This is a genomic window from Aureimonas sp. AU12 (assembly GCF_001463705.1).
Lineage (GTDB): Bacteria > Pseudomonadota > Alphaproteobacteria > Rhizobiales > Rhizobiaceae > Aureimonas.
In genome coordinates, this window is the sequence record NZ_BBWH01000027.1 from 15,985 (window position 1) to 33,947 (window position 17,963).

Genomic DNA, 17,963 nt, shown 5'->3' on the forward strand with positions numbered 1-17,963 from the left:
CGAGCCGCGCTTTTGGAAAGGCCCGACGATGCCCGATCTGTCCTGGCGGCGGCTGCGGCGCGACTACCTGACGACCGTCACCGTGCTGCGGCTGGTGCCGGTCGGCGTGGTGATCGCCACCGGCATCGTCGCCACGGGCTGGACGCATGCGCTGCTCAGCGAGCACCGCGATCTCGTGGTTCACACGCACGAGGTCATCACCATCACCAAGGACGTCCTCATCGGCCTCGACGACGCCGAGACGGGACAGCGCGGCTATCTTCTTAGCAGCGACCGGCGCTATCTCGACCCCTACGAAAAGGCGCAGGCGCGTCTGGCCAACCTTCGCCCCGAGCTGGCGGCGAAGGTCTCCGACAATCCCGCGCAAGAGAGTCGGATCCAGCTTCTGGACGTGCTGATCGATCGCAAGCTCGGCGAACTCGCCCAGTCCATCGCGCTTCACGACGCCGAAGGGTTCGAGGCCGCGCGCCGGCAGGAGATCGCGATGATGGAGCGCGCGACGATGGACGAGATCCGCGAGGATATCGGCGAGATCACCGAAGGCGAGAAGGCGCTGCTGGCGATCCGTACCGCCAAGGTCGATGACGACGAGCATCGCGTGCGCGTCGTGGCCGTGCTGCTCGGCCTCGCCTCCTTCCTCACCCGCGCCGCCGTCGAGATGTACCTGACGCGCAAGGGGCTGGACGTGAGGCCCGTGTCCGGCGACACCGCGGTCTAGAGCATGCCCGGATGGAGCGGACACGCTTCGTCGTCGGACGATGCGAACGAGACGAGGACGCGCGCCCATCTTGCGCCGGGAGGGCGCCGGGCGGCACAAGGGGCAGCCCGACTTTGACGCGATGCGACGGGCTGGAAGGAAACGGCGATGACGACTGCGAACTACTATTCGGACATGGGCGGCCTGCCAGGACAGGGCGAGCTTCTGTCGGGCAAGGCGGTGTTCACCACCGCCTATGCCGTCATTCCGCGCGGCGTGATGAGCGATATCGTCACCAGCGTCCTGCCGCATTGGAGCGGGACGCGGGCCTGGATCCTGTCGCGCCCGCTCACCGGCTTCGCCGAAACCTTCTCGCAATATCTGATGGAAGTTGCACCCGGCGGCGGCAGCGATCGGCCCGAACCGAACGCGCTCACGCAGGGCGCGATCTTCGTGGTCGAGGGCGGCCTGACGATCCGGCTCGGCGAGGAGGCGCACGAGCTCGTCGCGGGGTCCTTCGCCTATCTGCCGGCTGGCCGCGCCTGGCGCTTGCGCAACCATGGCGCGGGGGCGGCGAAGTTTCACTGGATTCGCAAGACCTTTCAGGTGGTCGACGGACTGGAAGCGCCCGAGTCGATCTTCGCCCACGAGAGCGAACGCCCGATGGCGGCGATGCCCGGCACGGACGGTCGCTGGGCGACCTCGCGCTTCATCGATCCCGACGACGTGCGCTACGACATGCACGTCAACATCGTCACCTTCGAGCCCGGCGCGACGATTCCCTTTATGGAAACCCACGTGATGGAGCACGGGCTCTACGTGCTGGAAGGCAAGGCGGTCTACCGGCTGAACCGCGACTGGGTGGAGGTCGAGGCCGGCGACTTCATGTGGCTGCGCTCCTTCTGCCCGCAGGCCTGCTACGCCGGCGGTCCCGGACGCTTCCGCTACCTTCTCTACAAGGACGTCAACCGCCACACCGCCCTCTGGTAGGGCGGGCGGGATCCGGCGCTCGTTCTTCGCGCGACGGCGCCGACCGATGTCGCCGGCCGGCGGCTGTTGCCTCCTGCTTCCATCGCGAGTGATGGCCCGCGCCCCATCCACCGATCACGCCGTCGCGATGCCGGAAAGGCCGGGCCGGGCCTGACAACCTCGACTTGTCCACAGGCAACTCCCTAGCAATATGGTCAACAATCTATGAAAGTCAGACTGACGATCTGAGCGGGATGGCGGGTCGGGACTCACGCGAGGGAGGCGTCGCCTCATGTCGGAGCGACTGGCGGTTAGGGCGAGAAGCTCCGATGCAGGCCTGAAGACGAGGGCCGAGGCGGTGGAAGCCGATGTCTGGGCGCCCTTGGGCTTCCTCGGGGCGACCGAGGCGCACAGCCGGCACTACGATCGCCTCCTAGGTGAGTACGAGGATCTCCAGCTCTGCCTCGTCGACGAGACGAACGACGAACTGCTGGCGCTCGCCAACTGCATTCCCGCCCGGTGGGACAAGATAAGCGACCTGCCCAATGAGGGTTGGGACTGGCTGGTGGAGAGCGGCGGGCGGCGTTTCGGGGCCACCGGAAACGTGCTGGGGGCGCTGGCGATCTCGGTTCCGCCCGGCCAGCGCGGCCAGGGTCACGCGCAGCGCATGCTGCGGGAGATGAAGGGCCTGTGCGGACGCTACGGCTTCGAGGCACTGATCGCACCCGTCCGCCCCTCCGCCAAATGCCATCACGTGCACGAGCCGATGGCCGACTACATCGCCCGGATCGATCCGCTGGGGCGCTGCTTCGACCCTTGGCTACGCAGCCACTATCAAGCCGGTGCGCGGCTCCTTGGCGTGTGCGCGCGATCGATGGTGGTCGACCAGCACGTGGCGTTCTGGGAAACCTGGGCCGGCCGGCCCTTCGAGACCTCCGGTCTGCACGCGATCGACGGCGCATTGGCGCCGGTGCGCATCGACCTCGAATCCGGGTTCGGGCTCTATGAAGAGCCGAACGTCTGGGTCGCCTACGCCCCCTGACCGCGCCGCCGTTTGGGCCGAGGTTCAATGGTGCCGGGCGGCGAGACTGCTGGCGGGCAGCGCGACGAAAGCAGGGAGCCCGACGTCGTCGGCGTCCTGAAGTCGAAGATCGTGCCACATGCGCAGTGCGCGAGCGCAGCGCCCGTTGCCATCCGCCAGCGGCTGGCGTGCCAGAAAGCTCCGGACCCACAGATCGACGTCCAGTTCGAACCTGCCAAGGTCCGCCAAGGGCTCTTCCAACTGCGAGTAGGACGAAGCCTTGAACGACGTCGGGCCGACGGCATGGCGGCAGAACATCGCGATATGCTGACTGCGGACGGCATCGAGCGCGAACAGCCCGCGATGCGCCGCGATCTCTGCGGTCGTCGGTTGGCGCCAAATGTCGGACTGGCCGAAGCTCCAGGCGACGAAATCGTCGACCCACGGGGCGAAGGCACCGGACCTGAACGGCGTCGGCATCATTTGGGCTCCTTTCGGCCGGGCAGGTCGACGCGACCTGAAGTCTGAGATCGCATCGATCCGCTGAGGCGAGTGGCAGCGCTTTCGACGCTCTTTGTTCGCCAGTCATGCAACGCCCATCGGCTGCCGGGTGGTGATGCCGACGAATACAACCTGTTCAATGGTTGTTCATATCGATCAGGAATACTGACGGCTTGATGGTGGATCGAACACATGGCCAAAAGATCAACGTCGCGGGAAAATCCGGATCGGAAGAAGGCTAGGATGGCCGTTCCCGTCATGGGATCCATCATCGTCATGTGCGGATTGCTGCTCATCGGCATCACCGCCTATCTCGGTAAGGCTTCCAACGCATCCGAGATCGTGCAGGAGCAGAGGCGCCTGGAGAACGCCTTTGACCAGGGGATTGCCAACGTTCTCGACCAGCAGCGCGGCGTCGCCTGGTGGGACGATGCTGTCGTCCACATCGCCAATGCGTTCGACGAGGGCTTCGTTACCTCCGAGTTCGGCATCTTCCTGACCGAGACCTATCGCCACGACAGCATCCTCCTGCTCGATGCCGGCGATCGCCCGGTCTTCAGCTTCGAAGGGGGAGAGGTTCAGTCCGAGGCGCATGTGCGCGACATCCTCTCGCAGGTCCGGCCCGTCATCGGTGCGCTGCGCGAGCGCAGCCGCGGGGCGCTTCTGCCGCGGCCCGACAATTTCGCGGCGCGCCAGAGCGGCTACCAGCAGCTGAAGGGCATGGAGGCGACCGCCTCGTGGAGCGGCGCCATCCTGAGGGTCGACGGAAAGCCCTCGATCGTCGCCGCCATCACCATCAGCCCCAACACCGATGCGACGCTGCTGACGGGCAAGCCGTTCGTTCTTCTCAGCGTCGTCTCGATCGACCAGCTCTTTCTCGACAATGTCAGCCGCGACCTGCTGCTTCCCGATCTCCGGCTCATGCCGCAGCTTGAGGCGAAGGGCGCGGACGCCTCGATGCCCTTCGTCGCCGACGACGGCACGCCGCTCGGCCAACTCGTCTGGACCGCTGCGGCCCCAGGCCAGCCCGTGCTCGACACCGTCCTGCCGCTCGTGGTCTCGCTCGTGGTGGCGATTGGCATCTTCTCGCTTCTCGTCCTCAAGCGCTTGTCGCGCGCCTCGCGCGAACTGGAGACCCGCGCCGAGACGGCGCAGCGCGACGCCTTGCTTGATCCCCTGTCCGGCCTGCCGAACCGCCATGCGTTCTCGCTGGAGGCCGAGGCCGTTCTCGCGGCTTCCGTCGGCGAGACGCGAACGAGCGTCATCGTCGGCTATCTCGACATCGACCGCTTCAAGGATATCAACGACACGCTCGGGCACCAGATGGGCGACAAGCTGATCTCGGCGCTGGCTCATCGCCTGAGGTCGCGGCTCGGCGAAACCGATTTCCTCGCCCGGATCGGGGGCGACGAGTTCGCCATCATCCGCATCGACAGGGGCGGCTCGTTCGCGGTCGATCTCGAACGCACGATCGCCGAAGCGATTGCGACGCCGATCGACGTCGACGGCGTCGACCTGAACGTCAGCGTCTCGCTCGGGCTGGCTACGATGCCCGGCGACGGGCACACGATCGACGTCCTCATGCGCCATGCCGACATCGCGCTCTACGAGGCCAAGCGACAGGGTCGCGATCGTGCCGTTCGCTTCACGCAGGCCATGGGCCAGCAGTTCGCCGAGCGCCGCGAACTCGAGCTCGCCCTCGAGGGCGCCATCGCGCGAGCCGAACTCGAACTGGTGTTCCAGCCGATCGTGCGCGAGGATAACGGGCTGATCGAAAGCGCCGAGACGCTGCTGCGCTGGGCGCACCCGACGAAGGGCATGGTATCGCCGGCGGTCTTCATTCCCATCGCGGAAGAGGCGGGCCTGATGCCCTCGATCGGCGAATGGGTTCTGCGAACCGCGATCCGGCAGGCGTCGCAATGGCCCGACATGGACCTGTCGATCAACCTCTCGCCGATCCAGTTCCGCCACCGCGACCTCGTCGCCCTCATCCTCGGCATGGCCGGGGAATACGGGGTGGAGCCACGGCGCCTGACGCTGGAGATCACCGAGGGGCTGCTTCTCGACTCGACGCCCCAGACGCGGCGCACGCTGGCGGGCCTGCGCGAGGCCGGCTTCAAGGTGGCGCTGGATGATTTCGGCACCGGGTTCAGCAGCCTGAACTACCTGACGACGTTCCAGTTCGACAAGCTGAAGATCGACCAGTGCTTCGTGCGCAACATCGACGACGGCCTGTCGGCGCAGGCGATCGTCCAGTCCGTCGTGCAGATGAGCCATGCGCTCGGCATGGAAGTGGTGGCGGAGGGCGTGGAGACCGAGGGCGAGCGCGCCATCCTGCGCGGCTTCGGCTGCGACCACATCCAGGGTTATCTTGTCGCCCGGCCGCTCGCCGCGGCCGGCTTCATTGCCTTTGCCGCATCCTACAATGCGGCCGCACGGGCACGGACCGGGGCCACCGCCATGCGGATTCACCCGGATCGGAAGTCTCATGTCTCCTGAGCGCCCACGTGCCGAAACGCCGGGTCCGGCCGGCGGCGCCCAGTCGGACGCGGGTATCGGGCCGGCGCCTCACGACAAGAGCGGGACGGTCGCCAATGCGGAGGTCGACTGGTCCGGCTTCGATCCCGAAGCCTACTTCCAGCATTATTACGGCGAGCCCCATGGCGACGACGACGAGGTGGTGCGCCATGCCGTGCGCGCCCTGATGGACGCCGAGCCGCGCGACCGCTCGCTCGACATCGTGGACGTCGGCACCGGGCCGAACCTCTTTCCCCTGCTCGCAGCCTTGCCGCGCGCGGCGCGTCTGACGGCCTTCGACTATGCAGCGCCGAACGTCGCCTGGCTCCGGCATGAACTTCAGCGCCTGAAGGCGCGCCCGCAATGGAGGCATTTCTGGGACGTCGTGCGGTCGAGCGCGCCGGGCCACGACCTGCCGAGCGACCCGATGGACCGGCTTCGGGCGATCGCGACCGTAGAGCAGGGCTCGATCTTCGATCTGCCGGCGCGACGCTTCGATGCGGCGACGATGTTCTTCTGCGCGGAATCCATCACCTCGCGATGGGCCGAGTTCGAGACCGCCTGCACCCGCTTCGCCGGCTGCGTGCGCCCCGGCGGCTCGCTCATCGCCGCCTTCCTCGTCGGCTCCTCCACCTACGAAGTCGCCGACCGGGCCTTTCCCGTGGTGCGCCTCGACGAGGCCGAGATCGCGACCCTCTTTCGGCCGCTGACGAGCAGCCTGCAAACCTCGACCATCGGGCTCACCGACAGCGAGGTTCGCAGCGGCTACACCGGAATGGTCTTCCTCGCCGCCCGCGCGGCCTGACGGCGCTAAGCCCGGGTCCGCAAGTTTTAGGCCGGAAGATCCGCCCGAACGTGCCGAAGGAAGCCGACGAGTTCGGCGATCGCGGTCTCGACGTCGCCGGAATTGTCGATGCGCAGCGCCGGCGGCACGCCCGGTGGGATTTCCAGCGGCACCTGCCGCGTCACCCGCGCCGAGACCGCCTGCGCGCCCTCGCGGCCGCGGTCGGCGATGCGGGCCGCCAGAAGGTCGGGGTCGGCGCTGACCTCGACGATGCGAAGCGCGGCGAAGCGGCGGGCGGCTTCGCCGAGCGAGCGACGCGAAAGGTTGGCGATCACCACGAAGCCGCGCTCGACCTCGTCCTTCACGCTGCGGGGCAGGGCGTATCGAAGCCCATGGGCCTGCCAGTCGAGGCAGAACGCGCCCTTGCCGAGGGCCGCACAAAAGGCCTCGTCGTCGAGACTGGCATGGTCTTCCGATGCAGCCAGCGCCTGACGCGTCACGACGCGCCGCGCGACGCGCAGCAGCGGGTCGGCGCGCAGGCACTCGGCGGCGCCCGCGATCAGCGTGTCCTTGCCGGCGCCGCTCGGACCGACCACGGCGACGAGGACGCCGCGTCCGGGCGCGCTCGAGGCGGGGGCGGGGGCGAGTGCCTCAGGCGACACGCCGGCCCTCCCGCCAGACGGCGGAGACCAGCGGCGGCAGGCCGTCGGCCTTGCGCACCCGCACGAGATCGGCTCGCCGGCCTTCAGCGATGACGCCGCGATCGTCGAGGCCGGCGGCCTCGGCCGGGTTGCCCGCCACCAGCCGGATCGCGCCCGGCAGGTCGGCCGCGCCGCTCTCCGCGAGGTGGAAGGCCGACTGGATCAGGCTGAACGGCACGTAATCGGAGGAGAGGATGTCGAGCGTGCCGTTGGCCAGAAGGTCGGCCGCCGAGACGTTGCCGGAATGCGAGCCGCCGCGCACGATGTTCGGCGCGCCCATCAGCACCTTGAGCCCGGCCTCGTGCGAGAGGCCGGCGGCTTCGAGCGTGGTGGGAAATTCGGCGAGCGTGACGCCGATCTCCAGCCCCTCGCGCACATGCGCCGCCGTCGCGTCGTCGTGCGAGGCGACGGCAATGCCGTCGGCCCGGCAGCGGGCGGCGATGGCTCGGCGGTTGGGCTCGGCATGGGCCTCGGACTGGGCGATGCGGCGCCGGCAGAAGGCGTCGAACTCGACGTCGTCCATCTTCATCTTGCGCTGGTAGTAGGTGCGGTAGGTGTCGAGATCGACGAACTGGCGCTGGCCCGGCGCATGGTCCATGAGCGAAGCCAGCCGGATGAGGGGGCTGCCGACGATCGAGTCGAACCCGTCCAGCACGTCGGGAGCCGAGACCTCGCAGCGCAGGTGGATGAAGTGCTCGGCGCGCAGCCGCCCGCCGGCGCTCGCCTCCGCGATGGTATCGGCCATGGCGCGCATGTCGTCGGAGCCCAGCTGGGCGTCCTCGTCCATGCCGACGCGCAGCGCGTCGAAGACGGTGGTGATGCCGGAGGCCGCGATCTGCGCGTCGTGCGCCTGCAGCGCCGCCATCATGTTCCAGCGCACCTTGGGGCGCGGCAGGTAATGGCCCTCGAGATGGTCGGTGTGGAGTTCCACGAGGCCGGGGACGAGGAACTCGCCGCCCAGATCCTCGCCGACCGTGGAAGGGCCGGCCGCGATGTCAGCGATGCGCCCGTCGCGCACGAGGAGCGAGCCATGGACGACCTCGCGGTCGAGAACGATGGCGGCGTTGCGGAAGGTCTGTTCGGTCATGATGCGGCGTGCTCGGAAGGGGCGGGCGCCCCGAAGGAATGATGGCGGTGGACGCGGAAGGGCGCGCCGGGCTCGGGCTCGACGAAGAGCGCCAGCCCTTCGAGGTCGTAGGGGCGATCGAGGAGCCCGGCGAAGTGCCCGGCGATCTCGCGCGCCAGCGCCCCATCGGGGTCGTCGACCGGACCCGTCAGGGTCATGTGGAAGCGGAATTCGTCGAGAACGTGGGGATAGCCCCAGGTTTCGAGAAGGGCGCGCTGGCGCTCGCTCAGGCGGTCCGGCCGGCGCCGGGCAACCTCAGCCTCGCTGGCCGGCGCGCGAAACGGCTCGAACGCTTCCAGCACCTCCGCCTCGAGCCGGACGATCGCGGGGGCCGGGCCATCGGGCGTCAGCGCGAAGAAGCGGCCGAGGCGCGACAGGACGAGGCGTTCGATCCGGGGAGCCGCGCGCGCCCGGCAGAAGGCGGCAAGGTTCGCGTCGAGTTCGTCCGCGCTCCGGCCTTCGGCGAGCCGGAACGGGGCCTTCAACGTGGCATGGAAGCCGTAGCGCGCGGGCTCGGCGACGAGCGGGTCGAGGCGCGGGTCGCCCAAGCGGGTGGCGCGGTCCGCGAAGGCGTCGCGGCCGAGCCAGAGCGCGGCGCGTTCCGCCAGCGTGCTGCCGGGGAGGGGGGCATGGTAGACGGCAAAGCGCATCAGATCACCCGGCGGCGCAACTGCTGGGAGAGAAGGTCCATCAGCGTCACGGTCAAGGCGACGATCAGAAGAATCGCCGCGGCTTGCGGATAGTAGAAGCCGCGGATCGTCTCGAACAGCACCTGACCGATGCCGCCGGCCCCGATCAGGCCGAGCACGGTGGCGGCGCGCACGTTGGATTCCAGCCGGTACAGCGAATAGGAGATCCACAGCGGCAGCACCTGCGGAATGACGCCGTAGACGATCTGCTGGAGGCGCGAGGCGCCGGTGGTGCGGATCGCCTCGACGGGGCGCGGGTCGATCGCCTCCACCGCCTCCGAGAAGAGCTTGGCGAGGACGCCGGTCGTGTGGACGAAGAGCGCCATGACCCCGGCGAACGGCCCGAGGCCGACGGCCACCACGAAGAGCACGGCGAACACGACCTCGTGGATGGCGCGGAAGAGATCCATCAGCCGGCGCACCGGCTGCAGCACCCACCAGGGCGCCATGTTGTGCGAGGAGAGGATGCCGAACGGGATCGACAGGACCACGGCGAGCGCGGTTCCCCAGAGGGCGATCTGGATCGTGACGATCATCTCTTCGGTGTAGAAGCGCCAGTCGGCGAAATCCGGCCGCAGGAAGCCCTGCGCATATTCCGCCATGTTGCCGGAATCGCTGAAGAGATAGGTCCAGCGCGACATCTCGGCCGGGCCCCAGGCCCAGAGGAGCGCGGCGCCGAGGCCGACCCAGGTCAGGATCGAGGCGGCGCGCGCCTTCGTCTCGGTGCGGGTCTCGGCGGCATCCAGCTTGCGGGCGGCATCCGCCCGGCTCAAAGCGTCCGTCATGGGTCTTCGGCCTCATATCCCGCGCCGGGCGCGGTTCGTGGTCGGTTCGAAGTGGGAGGAAGCCGGGCCGCACGAGGGCGGCCCGGCTTCTCCATCCCTCTCGGGCGGCGTCAGCCCTGCGGCAGGCTGGCCAGCTTGGCTTCGTACTCGGCCTTCTTCGCCTTCAGCGCGGCGAGCTTGGCGGCCTTCTCGTCGGCCGAGAGCTTCGTGTCGCTTTCGGTCTGGGCGATCGACTTCGACGTCTCCATCACCCGGATCGGCAGCAACTGGTCGTCGTTGGAGGCGCGGAAGGGGGACCACTGAAGACCGGACAGGACCTTCTTTTCTTCCGCCACGTCGCCCTTCGACTGGTCGGTGCCATAGGTGAGGAAGAAGGTCTTGACCTTCTCCTTCGTCTCGGCCGGCAGGTCGGCGGACCAGACGATCGGGTCGGACGGGATCAGCGGCGACTTCCAGACGATCTTCAGCTTCTCGAAGGCGGCCGGCTGGTTCTTCTCGATCAGCGCCAGATTCTCGGTGTTGTTGGCGGCGACGTCCAGCTGGCCGTTGGCGACGCCCATCGCGTTCGTCTCGTGATTGGCGTTCGTCACGTTCTTGAAGCAGGTCTTGGGGTCGATGCCGCGCGCCGAGAAGACGAATGTCATCGGCACGAGATAGCCCGAGGTCGAGTTGACGTCGCCGAGGCCGAAGTTCAGCGACTGGTCGCACTTGAGGACGTCGTCGACCGAGGCGATCGGCGAGGTCTTGGGCGCCAGGATCACCGAATAGTAGCCGGCCTCGCCGCTTTCCGGCACCGTCTGCGCGAAGATCTCGCCCTTGGCGCGGTCCACTGCTTCCATCGCCGACTTGTTGCCGAACCAGCCCATCTGGACCTTGCCGAAGCGCATGCCCTCGATGACGCCGGCATAGTCGGAGGCGAAGAATGGCTTCACCTCGAGGCCGGTCTGCTTCTCCATGTCGGCGAGGAAGGGCTCCCAATGGGTGCGCAGGTTCTGCTGCGACTCCGTCGAGATGATGCCGAAGTTGATGGGGTCGGCGGCTAGTGCGGTGCCGGCCATCAGGGTCGAGGCGAGCGAGAGCGCCGCCAGGCTTTTCAGGATCGCGTTCATGTCGTCTCCGGTGTTGTGACGTCGGGGATCAGGCGGGTTCGAGAACCCCATGCCTTTCGGGGAGCGCGGCCGCGGGCGGCGGCGCCGGGTGAGGGGCGCCATGGGAGGCACCCGTGTCGGCGAGCACGAGTTCGTCCGCGGCGGCGCCGTAGAGTTCGGCGAGGAAATCGTTGGTCAGCGCCGAGGAGGGGCCGTCGTAGATGACGGTGCCGTCGCGCATCGCGACCGTGCGCGGGCAGTATTGCCGCGCGAACTCGACCTGGTGCAGCGAGACGATGACGGTGATCCCGTCGCGGGCGTTGACGTCGGCGAGAACGTCCATCACGCGGCGGGCGGAGGCGGGATCGAGCGAGGCGATGGGCTCGTCGGCGAGAAGAATCTCGGCGCGCTGGACGAGCGTGCGCGCGATTGCGGCGCGCTGCTGCTGGCCGCCCGACAGGGTGGAGGCGCGCTGCGCGGCGACCTTCGGGATGCCGACGCGGGCGAGCGCCGCCTCGGCCGCCTGCTTCTCGCCGCGGTTGAAAAGGCCGAACGTGCCGCGCCAGCGCGAAATCTTGCCGAGATTGCCGACGAGGACGTTGGTCAGCACCGATATGCGGCCGACGAGGTTGAACTGCTGGAAGATCACCGAGACCCGGCCGCGAAGCTCCTTGGCGTGCGGCCCGAGCCGACCGCCGGCCTGCGCCACCCGGCCGAAGATCTCGATCCGGCTCTGCGTGCCCTCGCCGACCTCCAGCCCCGCGAGGTGGCGGATCAGGGTGCTCTTGCCCGAGCCGGAGGCGCCGATGAGGGCGACCATCTCGCCCTTGGCGACGCTCAAGCGGACATCGCGCAGGGCCTGCGTGCGGCCGAAGCGTTTCGAGAGATGGGACACCTCGATCGCGGTCATCGTCGTCTCCTCGTCTGGTCCCGGCCGTTCTATGCAAGGCGGATGTGCTGTCGGTGACGTATGCGTGAAACTTGCGTGACGCTTGCGCGTCAGGTGTGACGCCGGCGTCAGCCGGCGTGGCGCGCGACGAAGCCCGCGGCGTCCAGCGTGCGGAAGTCGGCCAGCGCCTCGAACAGGCGATCGTGCGGCCAGTCCCACCAGGCGATCCGCTCCATGCCCTCGCAGACGTGCCGCGCGAAGCGTTCGCGGATGAGGCGGGCGGGAACGCCGCCGACGATCGTGTAGGGGGCGACGTCGCGCGAGACGACGGCGCCGGCCCCGATCACCGCGCCGTTGCCGACGGTGACGCCGGGCAGCACCGTCGCGCCGTGCCCGATCCAGACGTCGTGGCCGATGGTGACGGCATGCTCGCGGCGCCACTCGAAGAACGCCGTCTCGTCTTCGGCGCCTTCGAAATAGTCGCCGGCGCGATAGGTGAAGTGGTGGAGCGTCGCTCGCCAGGTCGGATGGTTCGTCGCGTTGAGGCGCACCATCGAGGCGATGTTGGCGAACTTGCCGATCCGTGCGGCCCAGATGGCGCAGTCCTGCATCACGTAGGAATAGTCGCCGAGCACCGTTTCGGACAGGCGCGAACGAGCCTCCACCTCGGTGTAGCGGCCGAGCGTCGAACCGGTGACCTCGGCGGTGGGGTGGATCAGCGGGGTGTGCTCCGAAAGCTTGGTCATCACGCCGCCTTTCGCGCCGAGAAGCCGGAGACGTCGACGATGCGCGTCGCCACGCGCTCGCGCACGGCGTCGTCGTGGAAGATGCCGAGGATGGCGGTGCCGCCCCTAAGCTTCTCGTCGATCATCTCGACGACGACCGCGCGGTTCTCGGCGTCGAGCGAGGCTGTAGGCTCGTCGAGGAGCAGCACCGGATGGTCGGTGGCGAACCCGCGCGCGATGTTGACGCGCTGCTTCTCGCCGCCGGAAAACGTGGCGGGCGGCAGGTCGTGGAGCGCGGCGGGAAGGTTGAGACGGCGCAGCAGATCGCCGGCCCTGGCGCGCGCGGTGTCCCGGTCGAGGCCGGTTGCCAGCATCGGTTCGGCCACCACGTCGAGGGCGCTGACGCGGGGCACGGCGCGCAGGAACTGGCTGACATAGGCGATGCTGGAACGCCTGAGATCGAGGACGAGGCGCGGGTCGCCGGCGCCGAGATCGCGCATCGCGCCGCTCTCGCGGTCCCGCACGAGGATGGCGCCCCGGTCGATCCCGTAATTGCCGTAGACCATGCGCAGGATCGAGGACTTGCCGACCCCCGAGGGGCCGCCGAGCACGACGCACTCGCCGGCCGCCACCTCGAAGGCGACGTCGCGCACCACCGGCAGCTCGACGCCGCCGCGCAGATGCATGCGGAAGGATTTCGCCACGCCGGCGACGGAGAGGAGGATCTGCGACATCGGCGGTCAGGTCTCCGGGATCGAGGCGACGAGGAGCTGGGTATAGGCGTGGCGGGGATCGTCGAGCACCCGGTCGGTGAGGCCGGCCTCGATGACGCGCCCGTCCTTCATCACAATCATGCGCTGCGACAGGAGCCGCGCCACGGCGAGATCGTGGGTGACGATGACGACGGCGAGACCGAGATCGGCGACGAGGCCGCGCAGGAGATCGAGGACACGCGCCTGCACCGAGACGTCGAGCCCGCCGGTCGGCTCGTCCATGAAGACGAGGCGCGGATGGGTGACGAGGTTGCGCGCGATCTGCAGCCGCTGGCGCATGCCGCCGGAGAAGGCCACCGGCTGGTCGTCGATGCGCCCGGCGTCGATCTCGACGCGGGCGAGCCAGTCGGTGGCGGCCTCACGCAGGCGCCCGTAATGGCGCTCGCCCACCGCCATCAGCCGCTCGCCGACATTGGCGCCGGCCGAGACGCGCATGCGCAGACCGTCGATCGGGTTCTGGTGGACGAAACCCCAGTCGGTGCGCATGAGGAAACGCCGTTCGGCCTCGCCGAGCGTTGCCAGATCGCGCATCGCGCCGTCGCGCATCCGGTAGGAGACGGTGCCGGCGGAGGGCGGCAGACGGCCGGAGATGCAGTTAAGGAGTGTCGTCTTGCCGGAGCCGGACTCGCCGACGATGGCGAGGACCTCGCCCGGCCAGAGGTCGAAGGAAATGTCGGTGCAGCCGATGCGCGTGCCGTAGCGCTTTTCGAGCCCGCGCACGGAGAGGATAGGCTGCGCGCTCATCGGCCGGCCTCCGGCGCCTGCGGCAGGCCGGGGCCGCGATGGCCCTCCGCCTGCCGGGTTTCACAATGGTCGGTGTCGGAGCAGACGAACATCCGCCCGCCGCGGTCGTCGGTGACGATCTCGTCGAGATAGACGTCGCGGGCCGCGCAGAGGGCGCAGGGCTGCTCGAAGCGCTGGATCGCGAAGGGATGGTCCTCGAAGTCGAGGCTGGCGACGTCGGTGAAGGGCGGCAGCGCGTAGATGCGCTTCTCGCGGCCGGCGCCGAAGAGCTGCAGCGCCGGGGAGCGGTGCATCTTGGGATTGTCGAACTTGGGGATCGGCGAGGGATCCATGACGTAGCGCCCCTCGACCTTCACCGGATAGGCGTAGTTCACGGCGATATGGCCGTGGCGGGCGATGTCCTCGTAGAGCTTCACATGCATCAGCCCGTACTCCTCCAGCGCGTGCATCGTGCGGGTCTCGGTCTCGCGCGGTTCGAGGAAGCGCAGCGGCTCGGGGATCGGTACCTGGTAGACGATGGTCTGCCCGGCCTTCAGCGGCGCCTCGGGAATGCGATGCCGGGTCTGGACGATCGTCGCCTCGTGCGTTCTCGTCGTGGTGGCGACGCCCGCGGTCTTTTCGAAGAAGGCGCGGATGGAGACGGCGTTGGTGGTGTCGTCGGCGCCCTGGTCGATGACCTTCAGCACGTCATCGGGGCCGAGGATCGCGGCCGTCACCTGCACGCCGCCGGTGCCCCAGCCATAGGGCATCGGCATCTCGCGCGAGGCGAAGGGCACCTGGTAGCCGGGCAGCGCGATGCCCTTGAGGATGGCGCGGCGGATCATCCGCTTGGTGCCCTCGTCGAGATAGGCGAAGTTGTAGGCGGGCAGGGCGCTCATTCGGCGGCCTCCCGGCGGGTCTCGTCCGCGGCCGTCGTGCGCTCGGCCTCCTCGCGGCGAAGCTGGCGCACGAGCGCGAGTTCGGCCTGGAAATCCACGTAGTGCGGCAGCTTCAGGTGCTCGACGAAGCCGGTGGACTGCACGTTGTCGCAATGCTCCATCACGAACTCCTCGTCCTGCGCCGGGGCGTTGCGCTCCTCGCCGAATTCGTCGGCGCGCAGCGCCCGGTCGACGAGGCTCATCGCCATCGCCTTGCGCTCGCTCTGGCCGAAGACGAGGCCGTAGCCGCGGCTGAAGCGGACGGGCGTTCCGGCCGCGCCGGTGAACTGGGTCACCATCTGGCATTCGGTCAGGCGGATCTCGCCGATCGAGACGGCAAAACCGAGTTCGGGAATGTCGACCTCGACCTCCACCAGACCGATCCGCACTTCGCCGACGAAGGGATGGTTGCGGCCGTAGCCGCGCTGCGTCGAATAGCCGAGCGCCAGGAGGAAGCCCTCGTCGCCGCGCGCCAGCGCCTGCAGCCGCAGGTCGCGCATGGCCGGAAAGGCGACGGGATCGCGCGTCAGGTCGCCCGGCTCGTCGCCGCCCGCGCCGTCGCCCTCGATCAGGCCCTCGCGGTCGAGGATGTCGATGACGCGCGGGCATTCGGGCTTGCCTTCCAGCGCGCGGCGCTCGGGCGCGGGAACCGCTTCGTCGCCGGCCATGGCGGGGTCGATGAGACGATGGGTGTAGTCGAAGGTCGGGCCGAGAAGCTGGCCACCCGGCAGGTCCTTGTAGGTCGCCGAGACACGGCGTTCGATGCGCATGCGGGCGGTGTCGACGGGCCGCGTCGCGCCGAAGCGCGGCAGCGTCGTGCGGTAGGCGCGCAAGAGGAAGATCGCCTCGATGAGGTCGCCGCGCGACTGGCGCACCGCCATCGCCGCCAACTCGGGATCATAGAGCGAGCCCTCGGCCATCGTGCGGTCCACCGCCAGCGCCAGCTGGCCGGCGATCTGCTCCAGCGTCAGCGCCGGCACGTCGCGGTCGCCCCGCCGGCGATCGGCGAGAAGCGCATGGGCATTGCGGATGGCGGTCTCGCCGCCCTTCACGGCCACGTACATGGTTCAGGCCTCCTCGATACGGGTGGTGCGGGGCAGGGCGATCGCCCGGGATCCCGCGACGAGCACGAGATCGAAGCCGAGCGGAAAGCCGCGCCGATTGGCGGTCATCGCCTCATGGAAGCCGACGGGAAGTCCGCTCGGCGCGATCGTGCGGCGGGTCTCGATGCCGGGGCCGGCTAGATCGAGCGGCGGGCCGCCCTCCAGCCAGGCGACCGGCAGGATGAGCGTCGCGGAGCGGTCGGGATATTCCTGCGTGCCCACCGCGAAGTCGCGCCACCGGGCGGGCGACGAACCGGGGCTCAGAACCGCAAAGGTGGCGCCAGCCGGCGTTTGTGCGATCGGTGCGCCCGTCTGGAAGCGCAACCAGCGGTGTGCCGCCTCGTCCGCCTCCTCCAGCCAGACCGGCGTGTCGGGATCGGCGAGCGCGGCGAGGATCGCGGCGGCAGCCGGCGCGAGCGCGGCGGGGGCTGCGACGAGGGCGCCGAACTCGGCGATCGTCCCCGGCTCGGCCATCGCGGTCATCAGCGCGCGGAAGATCCCCTGCGACCCCATCACGGGATCCGCCAGTCCTCCCGCGACGGCGGCGGCGTCGAGGCTCATGGGTTGTCTCCGCGAACGAGGGTGAAGAAGTCGACGCGTGTCGCCTCGGTCTCTTCTGCACGCGCGCGGTCCGCATCGGCGTGCGCGGCAAGGGCGGGCGCCACGAAGTCGCGCTCGACGCGCTCGCGCCAGTCGCCGTGCTGCCAGAGCGCGTCGAGATGGGCAGCCATGCGGGCCTTGTCGGCGTCGCGTCCGAGGATCACGGCATGACCGACCTCGCCGGTCGCCAGCGTAACCGTGGCGCGCACGACGCTGGCCTCGCCGAGATTGAACGGTGCGCCGCCGCCGCCCGCCCGGCCGCGCACCATGACGAGACCGACCTCGGGACCGCGCACCGGCTGTGCCGCCGGCACCTCGCCGGCGAGCAGGCGGTAGCGCTCGGCCAGGGCGGGACCGTCCATGCGGGCGAGCGCGGCCATCGAGCGTTGCCGGGCGCGAATGTCGGGAATGTCGGGCTGCATCGTGTTTGTCCCTTGATTTGTCTATTCGTATAGACAACAAGATCTCCTGTGATGGAGATACACTCGCGATGGTGACGGGACGATGACGGTTCCTGTTCCCTTGAGCTTTCGGAGGCGATGATTTGGAACCGACCGAGGACGGAGTGTCGCGCTGGCGCCGGGTATCCGATCTCCTGCGTGCCGGGATCGCGGACGGCTCGCTGGCCGATCGCCTGCCGCCGGAGGCGGAGCTGGCGGAGCGTTTCGCCGTCAACCGCCACACGGTGCGCCGCGCCATCGCGGTGCTCGCCCGGGACGGGTTGCTGCGGGCCGAGCAGGGGCGCGGCACCTTCGTTAACGCGCCCGCGCCGCGCCTGCCTTATCCGGTGGGGCCGCGCACGCGCTTTTCCGAAAATGTCCTCGCCCAGTCGCGCCAGCCCGGCGGCCGGCTGATCCGGGCCGACCGGGTGCGGGCGGACGCCGGCATCGCGCGTCTTCTCGCCTGCGACCCCGGCGCGCCACTGCATCGGCTGGAAACGCTGCACGTCGCCGACGGCGTGCCCCTGTCGGTGGCGACCTCGTGGTTTTCCGCGGCGCGTTTCCCCGGCATCGTCCAGGCCTATGCGGAAAGCGGCTCGGTGACCGAGGCCCTGCGCCGCGAGGGCCTCCTCGACTACCGCCGCCGCGAGACGCGGCTGACGGCCGAGCGCCTGTCGCCGGGCGACGCCGATCACCTGTCGGCCTCGCCGGACGGCCTGGTGCTGGTTTCCACGGCGATCGACGTCGACGGCGAGGACCGGCCGGTGCAGGCGCTTCGCACGCGATTCCACGCCGACCGGATGGAACTCGTGTTCCGCCATTGAGCCAACCGAAGACGCCGCCCCGCCCGGTCGGGACGAAGCGGCGCCGAGGGCCGGACAGTCGGGGCCCGAG

Annotated in this window: 20 protein-coding genes; 6 read left to right on the top strand and 14 right to left on the bottom strand. The window is 69.1% G+C overall.

Features of this window, described 5'->3' with window-relative positions:
* Positions 1-28 precede the first annotated feature (28 nt).
* The 3 genes from AUL33_RS10755 to AUL33_RS10765 all read left to right on the top strand — a co-directional run bounded on the left by AUL33_RS10755 (position 29) and on the right by AUL33_RS10765 (position 2,708).
* A complete protein-coding gene (locus tag AUL33_RS10755; RefSeq protein WP_062207448.1) occupies positions 29-718 on the top strand; it encodes a CHASE3 domain-containing protein in 690 nt (229 codons plus the stop codon).
* 147 nt (positions 719-865) lie between these two features.
* On the top strand, positions 866-1,687 hold the full coding sequence (locus tag AUL33_RS10760; protein ID WP_062207450.1) for a bifunctional allantoicase/(S)-ureidoglycine aminohydrolase: 822 nt from the start codon (positions 866-868) through the stop codon (positions 1,685-1,687).
* A 271-nt stretch (positions 1,688-1,958) separates the two neighbouring features.
* Positions 1,959-2,708, top strand: a complete 750-nt coding sequence (locus AUL33_RS10765) for a transferase (RefSeq protein WP_082652509.1) — start codon at positions 1,959-1,961, stop codon at positions 2,706-2,708.
* A gap of 24 nt (positions 2,709-2,732) precedes the next feature.
* Here the strand turns inward: AUL33_RS10765 and AUL33_RS10770 are convergent, their stop codons facing one another.
* Complete coding sequence (locus AUL33_RS10770; protein WP_062207452.1) at positions 2,733-3,170, bottom strand: hypothetical protein; 438 nt, start codon at positions 3,168-3,170, stop codon at positions 2,733-2,735.
* A gap of 261 nt (positions 3,171-3,431) precedes the next feature.
* Between AUL33_RS10770 and AUL33_RS10775 the strand changes: the two genes are divergently transcribed.
* Both AUL33_RS10775 and AUL33_RS10780 read left to right on the top strand, forming a co-directional pair.
* A complete protein-coding gene (locus tag AUL33_RS10775; protein WP_062207454.1) occupies positions 3,432-5,687 on the top strand; it encodes a bifunctional diguanylate cyclase/phosphodiesterase in 2,256 nt (751 codons plus the stop codon).
* Entirely contained in the window at positions 5,677-6,510 is an 834-nt protein-coding gene (locus AUL33_RS10780; protein ID WP_082652511.1) for a hypothetical protein, read from the top strand. The genes AUL33_RS10775 and AUL33_RS10780 overlap by 11 nt, the downstream gene beginning before the upstream one ends.
* Positions 6,511-6,536: 26 nt before the next feature.
* Here the strand turns inward: AUL33_RS10780 and phnN are convergent, their stop codons facing one another.
* From phnN to phnG, 13 genes are all read right to left on the bottom strand, one after another.
* A complete protein-coding gene (gene phnN, locus AUL33_RS10785) occupies positions 6,537-7,151 on the bottom strand; it encodes a phosphonate metabolism protein/1,5-bisphosphokinase (PRPP-forming) PhnN (protein ID WP_062207456.1) in 615 nt (204 codons plus the stop codon).
* On the bottom strand, positions 7,141-8,280 hold the full coding sequence (locus AUL33_RS10790) for an alpha-D-ribose 1-methylphosphonate 5-triphosphate diphosphatase (protein WP_374754423.1): 1,140 nt from the start codon (positions 8,278-8,280) through the stop codon (positions 7,141-7,143). Before AUL33_RS10790 ends, phnN begins: the two co-directional genes overlap by 11 nt.
* Entirely contained in the window at positions 8,274-8,966 is a 693-nt protein-coding gene (locus AUL33_RS10795) for a DUF1045 domain-containing protein (RefSeq protein ID WP_062207460.1), read from the bottom strand. The genes AUL33_RS10790 and AUL33_RS10795 overlap by 7 nt, the downstream gene beginning before the upstream one ends.
* Positions 8,966-9,790, bottom strand: coding sequence for a phosphonate ABC transporter, permease protein PhnE (gene phnE, locus AUL33_RS10800; protein WP_082652512.1), 825 nt, complete (start codon positions 9,788-9,790; stop codon positions 8,966-8,968). Before phnE ends, AUL33_RS10795 begins: the two co-directional genes overlap by 1 nt.
* A gap of 110 nt (positions 9,791-9,900) precedes the next feature.
* Entirely contained in the window at positions 9,901-10,899 is a 999-nt protein-coding gene (phnD, locus tag AUL33_RS10805; protein WP_082652513.1) for a phosphonate ABC transporter substrate-binding protein, read from the bottom strand.
* A 28-nt stretch (positions 10,900-10,927) separates the two neighbouring features.
* Complete coding sequence (gene phnC / locus AUL33_RS10810; protein WP_082652514.1) at positions 10,928-11,788, bottom strand: phosphonate ABC transporter ATP-binding protein; 861 nt, start codon at positions 11,786-11,788, stop codon at positions 10,928-10,930.
* Positions 11,789-11,895: 107 nt separating this feature from the next.
* A complete protein-coding gene (locus tag AUL33_RS10815; protein WP_062207462.1) occupies positions 11,896-12,513 on the bottom strand; it encodes a DapH/DapD/GlmU-related protein in 618 nt (205 codons plus the stop codon).
* Complete coding sequence (gene phnL, locus AUL33_RS10820) at positions 12,513-13,226, bottom strand: phosphonate C-P lyase system protein PhnL (protein WP_062207464.1); 714 nt, start codon at positions 13,224-13,226, stop codon at positions 12,513-12,515. Before phnL ends, AUL33_RS10815 begins: the two co-directional genes overlap by 1 nt.
* A gap of 6 nt (positions 13,227-13,232) precedes the next feature.
* Positions 13,233-14,009, bottom strand: coding sequence for a phosphonate C-P lyase system protein PhnK (gene phnK, locus AUL33_RS10825; RefSeq protein WP_062207466.1), 777 nt, complete (start codon positions 14,007-14,009; stop codon positions 13,233-13,235).
* On the bottom strand, positions 14,006-14,887 hold the full coding sequence (locus AUL33_RS10830; protein ID WP_062207468.1) for an alpha-D-ribose 1-methylphosphonate 5-phosphate C-P-lyase PhnJ: 882 nt from the start codon (positions 14,885-14,887) through the stop codon (positions 14,006-14,008). The genes phnK and AUL33_RS10830 overlap by 4 nt, the downstream gene beginning before the upstream one ends.
* Complete coding sequence (locus tag AUL33_RS10835) at positions 14,884-15,990, bottom strand: carbon-phosphorus lyase complex subunit PhnI (protein ID WP_062207469.1); 1,107 nt, start codon at positions 15,988-15,990, stop codon at positions 14,884-14,886. Before AUL33_RS10835 ends, AUL33_RS10830 begins: the two co-directional genes overlap by 4 nt.
* A 3-nt stretch (positions 15,991-15,993) precedes the next feature.
* The gene (gene phnH / locus AUL33_RS10840) at positions 15,994-16,590 is read right to left on the bottom strand and encodes a phosphonate C-P lyase system protein PhnH (RefSeq protein ID WP_062207471.1); all 597 of its coding nucleotides are present in this window, start codon (positions 16,588-16,590) and stop codon (positions 15,994-15,996) included.
* Complete coding sequence (phnG, locus tag AUL33_RS10845; protein ID WP_062207473.1) at positions 16,587-17,051, bottom strand: phosphonate C-P lyase system protein PhnG; 465 nt, start codon at positions 17,049-17,051, stop codon at positions 16,587-16,589. The genes phnH and phnG overlap by 4 nt, the downstream gene beginning before the upstream one ends.
* A 122-nt stretch (positions 17,052-17,173) precedes the next feature.
* On the opposite strand from phnG, the gene phnF reads away from it, so the two are divergent.
* The gene (phnF, locus tag AUL33_RS10850) at positions 17,174-17,893 is read left to right on the top strand and encodes a phosphonate metabolism transcriptional regulator PhnF (protein WP_062207476.1); all 720 of its coding nucleotides are present in this window, start codon (positions 17,174-17,176) and stop codon (positions 17,891-17,893) included.
* Positions 17,894-17,963: the final 70 nt, after the last annotated feature.